The organism is Lacinutrix sp. MedPE-SW (genome assembly GCF_001874145.1).
Lineage (GTDB): Bacteria > Bacteroidota > Bacteroidia > Flavobacteriales > Flavobacteriaceae > Lacinutrix.
Map to the genome: position 1 here is coordinate 26,105 of NZ_MPCX01000015.1, position 15,012 is coordinate 41,116.

Consider the following 15,012-nt stretch of genomic DNA (forward strand, 5'->3'; position numbering starts at 1 on the left):
AGTTTTTGTTAGTTTAATGTTAAATTTAATGTAGCAATATGCAAAAAAAAGGTGAATATTTAAAACGGAAGTTGTTAAAAAGCAGCTTTAATCTAATTCGTAAATAGAATTCATTTTTTGAATTTGTTCTGGTCTACCAAGTACAATTACTTTAGAATTAGGGACAAGTTTTATTTCTGCTTCTGGATTTACAATGTATTCGCCATCGCAATTTTTATAACCTATTACGGTGCAACCCGTTTTATTTCTTAAATCTAAATCTTTGATTGTTTGCACTTTACTAGATGTGTTATACAATCTATCGACATCGATCTCTTCAATGTTTACGTCTTCATTTCCACCAACAGCAAGGTTATCTATAAACTCAATTAAATCTGGTACAACAACCAAAGATGCCATATGATCACCACCAATAATATCTGGTAAAATAACATTGTTTGCTCCTGCTAATTTTAGCTTTTGATAAGATGTTTCTTGAGATGCGCGACTAATTATACAAGCATTTTTATTTAATTGTCTTGCAGATAGTACTACAAATAAATTATCTGCATCACTTGGCAAAGCAGAAATTAATGTGCTTGCTCTATCTAAACCTGCAAGCATTAAAATATCATCTTCATTTGCATTACCATGAACCATTGGTATCATTTCACTTTCAAACTTTTCTATTATTTCTTTATCCTTTTCAATGATTACAAAAGGTTTTTTATAAGACATTAATTTTTTTGCAGCTTGTTTTCCGTTTCTTCCATACCCACAAATTATTGTATGGTTTTGCAAAGTGTCAATTTTTTTTTGCATTTTCTTTCGTTTTAATTCTTCTAAGCTGTTTCTACTTAAAATATATTCTGTAATAATTGATAGTGCATAACCAACAATAACCACACTGGTTAGTATAAGAAAAACTGTAAAGAGTTTTGATGTTTCATCTAATGGTTGTACTTCTCCAAATCCTACGGTAGTAATTGTTATTACCGTCATGTAAATAGAATCTACCCAAGTGTAACCAGAAATTAATCTATATCCAAAAACCCCAATAACTAACACTAACAGCAATAAGGCTAATGCTACATATATTTTTTTTCTAAAAAAAGATAGTATTGGATTTAGCATAGTTTACAAATCAAAAACCGATGTGCGCTTGGTATAAATAATATCTTTTATACGTATCCAGAACGCAAGAAATAAATATAAAGCAAAACCAAAACCTACCGTTACAAAGGTTAGATACATAAAAGAGGTTCTAACAATTTTTGCGCGAATACCTAATTTATCGGCTATTCGCTGACAAACATAATAGCCTCTTTTTTGAAAATATAATAATGGCTTGTGAAATAATTGCATGTTGCAAGTTAATTATAAATTTTAAAAATTCTAATTAAAATAAATTTAGGCACTACTTAATTATTAATTGGTTACCTATTGCACACTGTAAACATTTGTTTTTATTGCAATATTCGTTTTTTAACTGAATTAATGCTTGAGACTGCAATGCAGAGTCTGCTACATTTTTTAAACTGTTAAACTTGGAAACAATGCTATTTTTCTCTGGCGCTATTTGCTCAAGCAATAAAACAATGTCCTGATCTATATTTTTACCTTGCTGTTTTGCATAACTAAATTTAATAGGTATTACTGTATTTATTAATAATAAATCTATAAACGATTTTGTAAGTTGTTTTTTAGACTTTTTAGATTCTTTATTAAAGGTGTAGTGCGTTTGCCAAAACTGGGATGCTTCAATTTTAAATATAGTATAAAAATCTATTATGTTATTTGTTTTTATAATTTTAGAAAACACATTATTATGTGTTGTATATAATGTTGCTAATTGAGATAGTCTAATCGTTGGAAAGTTTGGTGGTCGTAATCTAAAAAACTGTAACGGTAGTACACCTATTTCATTTAAATTAAATTTTTGCTTTAAAAAAGTATATTCTTTTTTAAGTTCTAAAAAATAAGGGTCTTGACAATCCTCTCTCAACAATTGAGTTTGACCAAAAAATAAAGCTTCTAAACCAACTTGTTTAGATTGTTGTTTTCTAACAATAGAAAAGTCAAGGTTATTGGCAAGGCTAAAAAAAGAATCGCCATTTACTTTTAGACCAAAGTTTTTTGCAAGTAATTTAAATAATACTGCTTCCCAATTGTTTTTACTTTGTTCTAAAATTATGTTTATATCTTTTGCTTTTCGTTCTAAACGTTCAAAATACAAACGCTCTAACCAATTAGACATTGTAAAACTGGATATAGATGTAAAATCGTTTTCACAGTTTATCCATTTTTGAGAATTATTAAAAAGCTTTACGTAGTTATTTAATGCTTGATTAGATACATTATTTTTAAGTTCTACCGTAGGTATTTCTGTATTGTTTTGTCTAAAAATTGCTGTGTCGTGCTCCCATACAACGTGTAAAATTACATTGTCGTAATTGCTATCTGTTTCGTGATTATGCAAATACCAATCGCTAGATTTCACATGAATTTCTACATTTCCTGCCCAAAGCTGATTACCTATTTTTAATTGCGCGTTAAAAAAATCTGGTCCTGTATTATGGTTATGCTCTCCAGTTTTTAAAATACTTACCAACTCGTTATTTTGAGTTTTTAAGTTTGAAGTCTCTAGTTTTTTATGCTTCCAAATGTAATGTAGAAAATCTTCTTGCATATTTTAAATGTACGAATTTTAGCGCATTACAATGTTGGCTTTGTTATTTTTTTCTACTAACTTCGTTTAGCGTTTGATATAAAATGTATTTAATGTTTAATATTAAAACGCTTTTGACTTAATAAAAAAAATGCAAAAAGGAAGTATCGAATATATAAAATGTGGAAACTACGAAACTGAAATTGAAAAATTTTGGCTTGAAATAAAAACTGATGTTCTCTCAACTTTAGAAGATAAAACTGTTTTTGATTTTAAATTACATAGGCAATTTGTTGGAGCTGTAAGTGGTGAGTTTGCAGGAATACTAATAGAGGTAATTCTTTCTCTGCCAGAATGCACTTTAGCGACAATTGTAATTTGGGAAAAAATAAGTAAGCATTTTAAAGCAACTAGAGAAGTAGATAGGCTTCCTAGACTTTTAAATATGAAAATTCTTGAAAACCTTTGCCGATTTGAATTAATGCAAAATGACATTAAGAAGTTTGAACTTATTAAAACAAAAAAATTAATACAGGAAAACGAACCTGACGAAGATTTTAATTTCGTAGATGACGCATCTAAATGTAAAGTAGCAAAATTCGTTTTTAAATCTAAAAAATATAAGTTCACATTTATCATAGATAATGATGGCGAAATCACTGATTATAAGAAAACGAAAAACAACTAAGCCTAACAACATGTGTAATTAATTGCTTGGTACAGGTCTACTCAGAATTTCCTTCGGATATCCCTATGACTTGTCCACTTTTGCTAACTTTAGTCCTTAAAACATGTAACTAATCTTATACAAACCCGTTAAAAAAACCTTTTCTATAACATAAAAAAAGCACAGTTTAAAACTGTGCTTTTTGATTTTATAATATGGGATTCCTGTATTTGCAGGTATTTGTTACTCTATATAACCTAATTCACGCATCCACTCGTCGTTAAACATTTTACCTACATAACGTGAGCCATGATCATGAAATAGTACCACAACTACATCTTCTGGTTTAAAGTGTTCTTTAAGTTGTAACACGCCTTTTATTGCTGCTCCTGCACTGTTGCCTAAAAACATACCTTCTTCTTTACTTAAACGCTGTGTGTAAACGGCAGCATCTTTATCGGTTACTTTTGTAAAGCCATCAATGATATCGAAATCTACATTTTTTGGTAATATGTCTTCTCCAATACCTTCGGTTACGTAAGGATATATTTCATTTTCATCGAAAACTCCTGTTTCGTGGTATTTTTTAAATACAGAACCGTAAGTATCTATTCCCCAAACTTTAACATCTGGATTTTGTTCTTTTAAATATTTACCTACTCCAGAGATTGTACCACCTGTTCCTACTCCAACTACAAAGTGTGTTATTTTACCTTCGGTTTGTTTCCAAATTTCTGGTCCTGTGCTTTGGTAATGTGCTTTTGCATTACTTGGGTTATCGTATTGGTTTACGTACCAAGAGTTTGGTGTTTCTTCTCCTAATCGTTTTGATACTGAGTAGTACGATCTTGGATCGTCTGGTTCTACCGCTGTTGGGCATACTACTACTTCTGCTCCTACGGCTTTTAATATATCTACTTTTTCTTTAGACTGCTTATCTGCCATTACAAATATACATTTGTAGCCTTTTACTATGGCTGCTAATGCAAGTCCCATTCCTGTGTTTCCTGAGGTTCCTTCTATTATGGTTCCGCCTGGTTTTAGTCTACCATCGGCTTCTGCATCTTCTATCATTTGCAAAGCCATACGGTCTTTTACAGAGTTTCCTGGATTAAAGGTTTCGTATTTTGCTAGTACTAAACACGGTAACTCTTGGGTTAACTTATTTAGTTTTACTAATGGTGTATTACCTATGGTTTCGAGAATATTTTTTGCGTATTGCATATGTGTTTTTTTGCTTATGCAAAAGTAGTAAAAACCGCAGTACTAAAAAGAGAATTGCCTTTATAATTAACTATTCTTTATCGTTTTGCCCGCGTTAGCGGTTGTAGCATTGTTGGAGCTCCTCGCAGAGAGCGACTGCGGAAAACGCGACCTTTAGGTAACGCCCAATTTTTTACTTATTCGAAGCGCATTGCTTTTACTGGTGATATTTTTGTTATAATGTAAGATGGTAATAATAGCATGACTAAACAGAGTATAAATGTGCCTATGTTTAAGGCTAGTATGTAGCTTATGTCTAAATATACTGGAACATACGTCATGTAATAATTTTCTGGGTTTGGGAATTTTATAAACTGAAAATATTTTTGTGCTAATAGTAAGCCTAATCCTATAAGGTTTCCCCAAAATAAGCCTAATACTATTAAATAGGTTGCATTATAAATAAAGATTTTTCGTATGCTTAGGTTGCTACCGCCTAGCGATTTTATTATTCCTATCATGCGTGTGCGCTCTAAAATTAATACCAGCAATGCTGTTATCATGTTTATTCCTGCTACAAGTATCATGATACCTATTATGCCAAATATGTTGTTTACAAATATGCTTATCCACTCGAATATTGTTGGAAAGCGTTGCGTTATGGTTTTAGAGTCTAAAATAGATGGAATTTCATGCCTTATGGCTTGGCCTGTTTGGTCTAAGGTATTAAAATCTTCTATAAATACTTCAAAATTGCCTACTTGGTTGTCGTCCCATTTGTTAAGACGTTGTATGTGCTTTATATCGCCTATGGCATATAATTGGTCGTACTCTTTAAATCCAGAATCATAAATTCCTACAATGTTATATTGCATGATTCTTGGCGGTTGGTTTAGATTTTCTTTTATAAAATTGGCTTGTATTTTATCGCCAACTTTTATTTTAAGCCTGTTTGCAAAATATTTGGAGATTAGTAAGTCTTCGTTTCTTTTTTTTGTAAAATCTGGTAAACGACCTTCTATTAAATATTCTTTGAAAAACTGCCAGTCGTAATCTGCACCAACACCTTTTATTACTAAGTATTCTACATTGTCTTCTAAACGTATTACTGTGCCTTTTGTTGCTACGCCTTGTATATGGCGAACTCCACTTACACTTGTAAAATTAGGATAAAACTCTTGATTTGTACTTATTGGGTTTTCGCTTTCTTGTGAATTATTATTATCGTAATTTGTAATGGTTACGTGACCGTTAAAGGCTACTACTTTATCTCTAATTTTGTGTTGTAGCCCGATACCGGTTGCTATAGCAATCATCATTACTATTATACCAATAGCAATTGCAGCTATACCAATTTTTATTATTGGTGCCGATATACTACTTTTATACGCTTTACTATCAATTATGCGTTTAGCTATAAAGTATTCGAAATTCAAATTATAATATGAAATTAATTTTCCTCAAAAATACAGTTTTATTATTTCTTTTTTTAGCATTTTCATGCGGAAAGGCTAATAAAGTAGAAGATAAAACTATTAATAGTACTATTGCTAATAAAAGTGAACACTCTAAGCTAAGTATAGAAAAACAAACTGAAACCGTAAAACCTCTAACTATTGGTGCTAACCAAACTCATGCTTATTTAAATTTATTACAAGGCAAACGTGTTGGTGTTGTTGCTAACCAAACGAGTGTAATTTTTAAATGTAACTCGCAAACGCATATTGTTGACTCTTTAGTCTCTTTAAATGTTGACCTAAAAAAAGTATTTGCGCCAGAGCATGGCTTTCGTGGTACTGCAGATGCTGGTGAAGTGGTTAAAGATGGTATTGATACTAAAACAGGCTTACCCATTGTTTCTTTATACGGCAAAAACAAAAAGCCTACTGCTTCGCAATTACAAGATTTAGATATTGTTATTTTTGATATTCAAGATGTTGGCGCACGTTTTTACACTTATATTTCTTCGCTTCATTACGTAATGGAAGCTTGCGCAGAAAACAACATACCTATGATTATTTTAGACCGACCAAACCCAAATGGTCACTATATTGATGGTCCTGTTTTAGAACCTGAATACAAAAGTTTTGTTGGTATGCACCCAATACCTATTGTTCATGGCATGACTATTGGCGAATATGCAAAAATGATTAATGGAGAAAATTGGCTGGATAACGATATTAAATGCGACATAACAGTTATTAAAATGAAAAACTATTCGCATGATTTACCTTATAGTTTACCTATAAAACCTTCACCTAATTTACCTAACGATATTGCTATTAACTTATACCCTAGTTTATGTTTTTTTGAAGGTACAAATGTTAGTGCTGGTCGTGGTACAGATTTGCAGTTTCAAGTTTTTGGCTCGCCATTTTTAAATAAAACTAGAACTAATTTTACTTTTACACCTCAACCTAATGATGGTGCAAAATACCCTAAACATGAAAATAAGTTATGCTATGGTTTTAACCTTACTAATACAACAAGGCTTGATTCTATTAATTTAAGCTATATAATTTCTGCATATAATACTACTAAAGATAAGAGTACATTTTTTTTAAAAAATGGTTTTTTTGGAAAATTAGCTGGTACTAAAAAACTGCAAAACCAGATTGAAGCTGGTTGGACAGAAAACAAAATAAAAGCCACCTGGAAAGATGGCTTAGATAATTTTAATTCTATTAGAAACAAATATTTGCTTTATAACTAGTTTTCGTAAGGCTTTCCGTTTGGCCTTAAATTATTTGCTCTATAATCTGCTCGCGTTTGCTTTTTTAAAGTCTCGCTATTTTTATCGGTTAAATTGTAAGTAACTTTTGTTACCGTAATTAAAGTACCTTGAGATTTTTTATCTTTTGAAGCTGGTTTATTAGCTACTGTTTCTTTTAAATCAATTTCTTTTTCAAGGCTAGCTAACGACTCTTTCGCTGCTTTTTCTTTTCGCTCTAACGCTAAAGCGAAACCAGATTTTTTACCAGCATTTGGTCTCTTTTTTACTTTACGCTTTGGCTTCGTTTCTTTTTCAGAATTAGCACTTGCTACTCTAACATCTTTATTGTTTTTTGTACTTGTTTTAGAGTTTGTTTTAATAGACTTTTCTTGTTTATCTCTGCTTGTTTCTTTTATTTTAGAATTGGCAGATGCTATACTTGTATTTTTATTATCGTCTGTAGATTTTGATTTTGCACTAGCTATCCTAGTATTCTGCTTGTTTTTAGTATTGTATCTAGAATATCTAGAATTAACATTTGAGTGATTATGACTTTTAGAATTAGCACTTGCAACTCTTATGTCTTTACTTTTAGTATTTTGCTTAGTAGACTGAGATTGAGATGCTCTAGAAGTTCTATCTTTACTAGCTCTATTCGAGGATGTTCTATTATTTACTTTTTGTTTAGGTTTAGCAGATGCTAATCGCGTATTTTTAGTATTGTCGTTAGAAATATAAATTTTCTTTTTAAGCGGTTTAATATTTCTATCAAGTTGTTGTTCTTCGGTTAAGCTTGATCTTAATATACTTTCTTCTAAATCTGCAATAGCATTGTCTGGTACAGGAATAGGATCCACACGTTTTACACCTAAAGCAATAATTTTGTCTTCTCTATATACTGCGATAGTGTATCTTCCTTGTTTTAAATGATATAATGGGATGTTTACTTCGTGACTTCCTACATCTATAATTTCACTGTCTTTTTCTTCGTGACTTAAAAACGTTACACGTAAAATTTCTTTATCACTTTTAAGAATTAATGTATCAAGCGTAGTATTTAAACGCTGCTCTAAGCCTTTAGCTTCGTCATTAATATTTTTTTTAATATTTGTAACAGCTAAATCTTGACCAAAGCAAGTAAAACTTAACATAAATGTTAAAGCGAATAAGTAGTATGTTTTTATTTTTCTCATAATTAAAACTTTACAATTAGTTTAATTCTGCTAAAAATCAATTGTTCGTTTCAGGGACTGTAAAACTATCGCATTGTTAGAATATACCATAGTTTATTACCTTTAAATTAAGAGAAATTAGTTAAAACACATAAATTATTCGTTTAAGCGCAATATATTCTGATAATCAATAGGTTGCTACGTAAAACTACGTACAAATTATATAATTAATAATGTTTTAAACAAGTGACAACATATTATTAAAAAAGAATAGGTTTTTAATAGAAAATTATTGATTTTATGTACTTTATTCTGAAGCTTTAATTTCTGTAGTTGGTCTTCTATATTTGTGAAATGGTTGCCTTAATAAGTGTTTTAAACTAGCATTTTCTTCGGCATTAGGAAAAGTATCTACACCATAGATTATTTTTTCTCTATCTAAACTCATAAAAGTGCCAAAAATACGATCCCAAATAGAAAATATATTCCCATAGTTAGAGTCTGTATATGGCAATACATTATGATGATGTACTTTATGCATATCTGGCGATACAATTACATAGCTAAGCAATTTATCTAACTGCTTTGGCATTTTAATATTGGCATGTGTTAACTGTGCAAAAACTAGAGATATTGATTGATACAACATGACTACACCTATTGGAGCTCCAATAATAAACACACCTAAAAGCGTAAACAAAAAACGAATGATACTCTCTAGTGGATGATGCCTATTTGCTGTTGTAGTATCTACTTCATGGTCGCTATGGTGTACCAAATGCACCATCCATAAAAAACTAACTTTATGCTCTGTAAAATGTGCTAAATAAGCTCCAATAAAATCTAAAAGTAACAGTCCTAAAACTACAAATAACCATAATGGCATATCTGGTAACCAATTAAGTATCCCAAAATTATTTATGGTTACCCAATCTGCAGTTTTTAATAATAAAAATGCTAAGGCAAAATTTACAATTATAGTGGTGATTGTAAAAAACAAATTTGGCCAAGCATGCTTCCATTTTTTATACTTAAAATTAAATAATGGTAATACACCTTCAAGTAGCCAAAACAAAGTGATACCACCTACTAATAGAATACTTCTGTGTAATGATGGTATGGTTTCAAAATAATGTATTATAGTTTCCAAAATCTTAATTTTTATAAATATAACGAAAAAATAAAAATGAGTTTTACCAATCCTAAAGCTGAAATTGTTTTAAACTTTAATTTGTGCTTTCATTTTTTCAACAATATTAAATGCTGCAGGACAAATGGCTACATTTTTTAAAGTAAGATTTGAAATTTGCTGAAACTTTTTACGGTCTGTATGCGGAAACTCCCTACATGCTTTTGGTCTAACATCATATATAGAACAGTAGTTATCTGCACTTAAAAAAGTGCAAGGCACACTTTGCAAAACATAGTCGTTATCTTCATCAACTCTTAAAAACTGATCAATAAACTTTTGAGTTTTCATTTTAAAATGCTTTGCAATGCGCTCTACATCTCTATCTGTAAATAAAGGTCCTGTTGTTTTACAACAATTTGCACACTCCAAGCAATCGGTTTTTGTAAACTCTTCTTCATGCAATTCCTGCATAATATAATCTAACTGTTTTGGCGGCTTTTTTTTAAGCTTTGTAAAAAAGGTTTTGTTTTCCTTATGCTTATCTTTGGCGAGCTTTGGTAGGTTATTTATATAATCTTGCATCGTGCAAAAATAATACTTTTAAAACGAGTTTTATAGCTTGAAAAAGTTAATTGAGTTTGCGCTATAGAAATAAAAAAACATTTAAAATGAAAGACCTTTTTGGAAACGCTTTGTTAGATTACTACAACAATACAGCTTCAGAAGATATTATTACCTCAACAAATATATCTGACGAAGATACCTTACCATTAGACTACCTTTTTAGAGACTATACTAACATGCCTAAGGTAGAACAAAAGGCGCTTGAAATTTCTAAAGGAAAAATATTAGATGTTGGTTGTGGTGCAGGAAGTCATAGTTTATACTTACAAGAAAAAGGAAAACTAGTAAAAGCAATAGATGTCTCTAAAGGTGCAATTGCAGTATCAAAAAAAAGAGGTGTTATTAATGCGCAGCAAATTTCTCTTTTAGATGAAACTGAAACTTTTGACACTATTCTTTTATTAATGAATGGCACCGGAATTTTTCAAACCATTGAGCAGTTACCAAAGTATTTAAAACATTTAAAAAGTTTATTAAATAAAGACGGACAAATTTTAATTGACTCTAGTGATATTAAATATATGTATGAAGATGAAGATGGTGGCTTTTGGCAAGATTTAAACTCTGGCTATTATGGTGAACTTGATTATTTTTTAAGCTACAAAGGTGAAGCTGAAACACCTATGAAATGGTTGTACTTAGATTTTACAACCTTAAATATTGCTTGCGCTTCTGTTGGTTTAAAATGCGAAATGCTCACACAAGGCGAGCATTTTGATTATTTAGCTAAAATTTACGTTTAAAGATTATATCCTTTTTCAGAAAGGAAAGCAATAGCACCACGATAAACATTGCTACTCCAAGTTTCAGAAATTTTACTCATAGACTCATTCATAGAATCTTGAGATCCTGTAATTTTTCTACCAGTTTCGCTACTATAAAACTTACTTAAAGCTACTTTATCACTTTCTGTTAATCCATCTTTTTTAAACATATTCTTTCCTGCTTGAGAAGCATATAAAGCGTTCATGTTTTTTACATCTTGATGCGTAAAGTGACCTCGATAAGCAGACACTATCATTTGTGCCAATTTATCCATAGCATCACTTTTTCCTTCTTTTACTTGAGCCCAAACAGTATCTGGTACATTTTCTTCTTTAAATTGTACTTGTAGCATCTCGTACATTTGTTCCATTACATCTTCGTAATAAGACATTGTACCATTACTTGTAATGCATTTTTTTACATCTGCACTATAATCATCAACTTGAGCATTAACAGCTAATGTTACTGTGAACATTAAAATGAGGGATAGTATTTTTTTCATTTGGTATAATATTGTTTTATTGGCAAACACAATTATTGTGCCACGCCATTAATGTAGGTTTTATAAACGCTTGTTTTGGGTAGTAGATTCTCTGGAACTTCCATTATATCTTGTTGTAAGATAACAAAATCTGCGAACTTACCATTTTCTATACTTCCTTTCTCTTCTTCTTCAAAATTGGCATAAGCTGCCCAAATAGTCATTCCTTTTAAAGTTTCTTCTCTTGTTAAACCATTTTCTTTTTGAAATCCGTTTTCAGGAAATCCTTTTAAATCTTTTCTTGCTACTGCTGCATAAAAAGTATAAAACGGATTTACTTGCTCTACAGGAAAATCTGTACCCAAGGTTACTTTTCCACTTTTTTCTAATAGTGTTTTGTAAGCGTAAGCTCCTTTTACTCTTTCTGCTCCAACTCGATCTTCTGCCCAGTACATATCGCTGGTAGCATGTGTTGGTTGTATTGAAGGTATTATGTTTTCATTTTTAAAATAATCGAAATCATTATCTGTAATTACTTGTGCATGTTCTACTCTCCAACGTCTATTACTTTCTCCTTTTAAAGTTTTCTCGTAGGTTTTTAATACAAAGCGGTTTGCCGAATCTCCTATAGCATGTGTATTCATTTGGTAACCTGCTTTCGCAATTCTACTTGCCAATTCCTTATAAGCTTCTGTACCAATTACCATAGCTCCAAAATGATTATGCTCATCGCTATAAGGTTGTTTTAATGCAGCTCCACGAGATCCTAAAGCACCATCTGCATAAACTTTTACAGACTGCACGTTTAATCTTTCGGTTTTAATTTTACCTTTAGATAAATAGTAGTCTAGATTTTCGGTTTTATTGCTAATCATAGCATAAACGCGCATATGTAAATCACCGGCTTGCTGCATGCTATCTATTAGTTCTATAACATTTTTGTCTAATCCTGCATCGCTTACTGTTGTTAAACCATAGCTTGTACAATATGATTGTGCATCTAAAAGTGCGTCTATTTGCTGCTGTCTCGTCTGCTCAGGAAAAATGGCTTCTACCAACTCCATAGGATTGTCTATTAGTATACCTGTAAGTTTTCCGTTTTCTTTTTTTATTTCTCCTCCAGAAACTTCGGTTTTACTAGTAATATTTGCTAAATCTAATGCTGCTTGGTTACATAACATAGCATGACCGTCTATACGTGTTAATGCTACTGGAGTATTTGGATATAATTTATCTAGTAATGCTTTATTTGGATATGTTTTTTCTTCCCAGTCGTTTTGGTCCCAACCACGACCAATAATAAAATTGGTATGCTTGGTGTTTTGAAAGTCTATAACGCGTTTCATTACCTCATCAAAACTTGTTGTACCAACTAAATTAACGGTTTGCCTATTTAAACCTAAACCGTAAAAGTGGCAATGACCATCTATTAAACCAGGTACAATGGCTTTTCCTTGCGCATCTATTATATTTTCTGCTGAATAATTTTCTTGTATTTCTAAAGTGCTACCTACAGCTTCAAACTTACCATCTTTAATAGCAAAAGCTTCGGCTGTTTCAAAATTTGAATTTACCGTGTATACTTTTGCATTGGTTACAATGGTATCCACTTCTTTTTTACCAGAAGTACAACTGAAACAAATAATTAAAAGGAAACTAGTAAGAAGATTTTTCATGGTTTTTTAAAATTTTTCGGATAAAGATAGGCATAAAAAAAACGTCTTTTTTATACAGACGTTTTTCCTATTTAAATTAATACATTTTTTATTTTTTAAAAATCGAATTTATATGTTGCTCCAGCTAATGCCTGAAAACTTTGCACTCTTGTATTTAGCCATTTATTATATGTGCCTTCTACAAGATTATTACCTTTTAAAAATACAGACCAACGGTCGTTTAAATGGTAGCCTACATGTGCGTTTAAATCTAAATAATCTCCTAAAACAACTGTTTGTGTAGCGTTAATAAATGTTGGGAAATCTGGATTCATAACATCGTTAAAACCAATTAATGCTTTACGTTCTCCTGTATAGAATACATTTGCTCCAGCAAACCATTGGTTTGTAATTTGGTAATCCATAAATATTGATGCTTTTAGTTCTGGTAAATTCCAAGCTTCTTCTTGTGCTTTTGTGTTGTATGAAAAATATTCACCTTTAACTCCTAAAGTAAAGTTTCTATTAATATCTACATTTAATTCTCCTACAAAACCAAAGGTTGAAACATCGTCGTAAACAACTCCAAAAGAGTTACCATATTGATAAGCTTCTTCACTTGCAAAACCATAAGGCATTAAATTATTTTGAAATAAAGCTTTGTCTTTTTCCGACTTATAACTTGCGCTAACTGCATAATTTAAAGCGTTAGATAGTTTTCCTTTTATTCCTACTGTGGCATTGTATTGCTGGTCTGTTGGTACAATAAATAATGTTGGAGAGACAAATGGGTTTAGTGTAGCATAGTCGTAATAAGAATTTTGAAGCAATTCTCCTTTTATACTACCAAAAGCAATAACTGTTTCGTCTAAAACTCTATATGTCGCACTTACATTTGGATATATATAAAATTTATTTTCACCAGCTTCTCCATCATTTAAAAAGGTTACTGTAGCGCCTAAATCTACCGTTAAATCGTCTTGCTTTAATTGATACGTTGGAGAAATTGCTACTTGAAAATTGCTGTAATTTAGCTCATTAGTGTTAAAATAATTTCTTTCAAAACTACCGCTTAAGTAATCTAATTTAATTTCGGTATTTAATGTTTCGTTATTAACAGGAACATCTACAAAACCTTTTATTTTAAATCTATTTTCTCCAGAACCTTGATTGTCTCCAAAACGTCTAAAAAGCACATTTGCTCCTTTAAAAATACCATCGTTAAATTCTATATCTCCACCAATGTATGCGTTGGTAAAATTATGTCCAACATCAAAACCGTTTACCGTTTCTAAAGGAATTTCTGTACCTACTAAAAAAGTTGGAAAACCATACCAATTATATTTTTGTAATTGAAAACCTCCATTTAGCATCCAGGTGAGATCTCTTTCTCGTTTAGTGTAGGATAAATCTATTTTAGAGTCTAAAAAATCATCATCTACAAAGTTTCCATCTATATTACCACTTGATGAGTGATGACCTACGTAAGCTGTAATATTTTCGCCACGACCTAACTCGTGATTTAAATATACTTCGCCTAAAATAGTTGTATAAGACCCAAAACCTAAAGACGCATAGTTATCGTACAACTTTACTTTTTTCGCTTTATCTACAACGGCTGCTTTACCTTTTGCAGGTGTAAATGTAGATGCTACTGGAAAAGAAAATATATTGTATTCTATTTCTTTTTTAGTTTGTGTTTGGTCGTCATCTATGGTTGGCGACTCTTTTACTTTAAAGGCATCACTTATTGATGGTGTGTAAGGTTTAATTACATTTATAACATCTGGGTTTAATGTGTCCTGCTCACGCTCTTGAGCAACCATAATAGTTGTAACTATTGATGCAATTAATAAGATGATTTGTTTTTTTCTATTAAACATAAAAAAGTGTTTGTTTTTATAGCTTTTAAATTTCTAAAGTTGAAAAAATTTAATTTTTTTATTCAGTTTT

Annotated in this window: 14 protein-coding genes; 3 read left to right on the top strand and 11 right to left on the bottom strand. The window is 31.0% G+C overall.

The annotated features are described in order from the left end of the window. Positions 1-87: 87 nt before the first annotated feature. Genes BM549_RS12820 through BM549_RS12830 form a run of 3 tightly spaced genes read right to left on the bottom strand, consistent with a single transcriptional unit; the run spans position 88 to position 2,668 of the window. Entirely contained in the window at positions 88-1,113 is a 1,026-nt protein-coding gene (locus tag BM549_RS12820) for a TrkA family potassium uptake protein (protein WP_290470628.1), read from the bottom strand. A gap of 3 nt (positions 1,114-1,116) precedes the next feature. Beyond that, positions 1,117-1,344, bottom strand: a complete 228-nt coding sequence (locus BM549_RS12825) for a PspC domain-containing protein (RefSeq protein ID WP_290470629.1) — start codon at positions 1,342-1,344, stop codon at positions 1,117-1,119. A 52-nt stretch (positions 1,345-1,396) separates the two neighbouring features. Continuing rightward, the gene (locus tag BM549_RS12830; RefSeq protein WP_290470630.1) at positions 1,397-2,668 is read right to left on the bottom strand and encodes a DUF2851 family protein; all 1,272 of its coding nucleotides are present in this window, start codon (positions 2,666-2,668) and stop codon (positions 1,397-1,399) included. 130 nt (positions 2,669-2,798) lie between these two features. On the opposite strand from BM549_RS12830, the gene BM549_RS12835 reads away from it, so the two are divergent. Then, positions 2,799-3,335 carry a hypothetical protein gene (locus BM549_RS12835; RefSeq protein WP_290470631.1) on the top strand — a complete coding sequence of 179 codons (537 nt, stop codon included), beginning with the start codon at positions 2,799-2,801 and terminating at the stop codon, positions 3,333-3,335. Between the two features lie 222 nt (positions 3,336-3,557). Here the strand turns inward: BM549_RS12835 and BM549_RS12840 are convergent, their stop codons facing one another. Both BM549_RS12840 and BM549_RS12845 read right to left on the bottom strand, forming a co-directional pair. Then, positions 3,558-4,538, bottom strand: coding sequence for a PLP-dependent cysteine synthase family protein (locus tag BM549_RS12840; RefSeq protein ID WP_013870433.1), 981 nt, complete (start codon positions 4,536-4,538; stop codon positions 3,558-3,560). Positions 4,539-4,714: 176 nt separating this feature from the next. Further along, positions 4,715-5,953, bottom strand: a complete 1,239-nt coding sequence (locus BM549_RS12845; protein WP_290470632.1) for an FtsX-like permease family protein — start codon at positions 5,951-5,953, stop codon at positions 4,715-4,717. Between the two features lie 8 nt (positions 5,954-5,961). Here BM549_RS12845 and BM549_RS12850 point away from each other — a divergent pair, with 8 nt between their 5' ends. Further along, positions 5,962-7,230, top strand: a complete 1,269-nt coding sequence (locus BM549_RS12850) for a DUF1343 domain-containing protein (RefSeq protein ID WP_290470633.1) — start codon at positions 5,962-5,964, stop codon at positions 7,228-7,230. Here the strand turns inward: BM549_RS12850 and BM549_RS12855 are convergent. The 3 genes from BM549_RS12855 to BM549_RS12865 form a co-directional block, all read right to left on the bottom strand. After that, positions 7,227-8,423, bottom strand: coding sequence for a hypothetical protein (locus BM549_RS12855; protein WP_290470634.1), 1,197 nt, complete (start codon positions 8,421-8,423; stop codon positions 7,227-7,229). The genes BM549_RS12850 and BM549_RS12855 overlap by 4 nt on opposite strands. 286 nt (positions 8,424-8,709) lie before the next feature. Next, positions 8,710-9,552 (bottom strand): sterol desaturase family protein, encoded by an 843-nt coding sequence (locus BM549_RS12860; protein WP_290470635.1) that lies wholly within the window; start codon positions 9,550-9,552, stop codon positions 8,710-8,712. A 69-nt stretch (positions 9,553-9,621) separates the two neighbouring features. Next, entirely contained in the window at positions 9,622-10,116 is a 495-nt protein-coding gene (locus BM549_RS12865) for a YkgJ family cysteine cluster protein (RefSeq protein WP_290470636.1), read from the bottom strand. An 86-nt stretch (positions 10,117-10,202) separates the two neighbouring features. On the opposite strand from BM549_RS12865, the gene BM549_RS12870 reads away from it, so the two are divergent. Continuing rightward, complete coding sequence (locus BM549_RS12870; RefSeq protein WP_290470637.1) at positions 10,203-10,901, top strand: bifunctional 2-polyprenyl-6-hydroxyphenol methylase/3-demethylubiquinol 3-O-methyltransferase UbiG; 699 nt, start codon at positions 10,203-10,205, stop codon at positions 10,899-10,901. On the opposite strand, the gene BM549_RS12875 is transcribed toward BM549_RS12870, so the two are convergent. The 3 genes from BM549_RS12875 to BM549_RS12885 all read right to left on the bottom strand — a co-directional run bounded on the left by BM549_RS12875 (position 10,898) and on the right by BM549_RS12885 (position 14,942). Then, the gene (locus tag BM549_RS12875; RefSeq protein WP_290470638.1) at positions 10,898-11,425 is read right to left on the bottom strand and encodes a DUF2059 domain-containing protein; all 528 of its coding nucleotides are present in this window, start codon (positions 11,423-11,425) and stop codon (positions 10,898-10,900) included. The genes BM549_RS12870 and BM549_RS12875 overlap by 4 nt on opposite strands. Positions 11,426-11,457: 32 nt before the next feature. Then, positions 11,458-13,080 (bottom strand): amidohydrolase, encoded by a 1,623-nt coding sequence (locus BM549_RS12880; RefSeq protein WP_290470639.1) that lies wholly within the window; start codon positions 13,078-13,080, stop codon positions 11,458-11,460. A 95-nt stretch (positions 13,081-13,175) separates the two neighbouring features. Next, positions 13,176-14,942: a TonB-dependent receptor gene (locus BM549_RS12885; RefSeq protein WP_290470640.1), complete on the bottom strand. Its 1,767-nt coding sequence runs from the start codon at positions 14,940-14,942 to the stop codon at positions 13,176-13,178. Positions 14,943-15,012 lie beyond the last annotated feature (70 nt).